A 501-nucleotide genomic window follows, 5' to 3' on the forward strand; every position below is an offset into this window, starting at 1 on the left:
GCAAATCTGACGTCATTATTGTGGATGATCAAACAAAAGGCGCTACCAATAATGCACTCGGTATTTTGTTCGGCAATTAATAATAACGCCTTTGACGGATATTGTTCGGTTAATTCCATCTGGAATGTCGTTGACTCGTTGCCAAAATAAAAACCATTGCAGCCTGAAATCATCGCCTCTTGTTGAGTGTGAATGATGACAGGCAGATAAGGCAAAGATGTCGCGGCATTCTCTTGTAGGGCGGTACTAAAACGTGAAGATGAAAAGATACATAACTTTGGTGGCCCTGATAGCGCAGGCCAGCGGGTGTAACTGACAATACCGGAAACCATCATACGCACGTTTTTCGCAACGTCAGAAGGCTCCTGAGCGAGTATTGGTGCTCCCGTCAGCAGGAGAATCAGAAGTAAGAACAGTCGGTGAGAAAAACGCATTCAGGGATCCCCTCCATCTTCGCTCGAAATGCATCGATATTTTTTCAGAATGCACATTAAAATATCA

1 protein-coding gene is annotated in these 501 nt (G+C 44.1%); it reads right to left on the reverse strand.

Features of this window, described 5'->3' with window-relative positions; all coding sequences use genetic code 11:
* Window positions 1-434: YfiR family protein (locus tag ACS8YF_RS20250; RefSeq protein WP_440851841.1), on the reverse strand; the 434-nt coding region annotated here is incomplete at its 3' end.
* Between the last annotated feature and the right edge of the window lie 67 nt (window positions 435-501).

This window comes from Salinisphaera sp. SWV1 (genome assembly GCF_052044155.1).
GTDB lineage: Bacteria > Pseudomonadota > Gammaproteobacteria > Nevskiales > Salinisphaeraceae > Salinisphaera.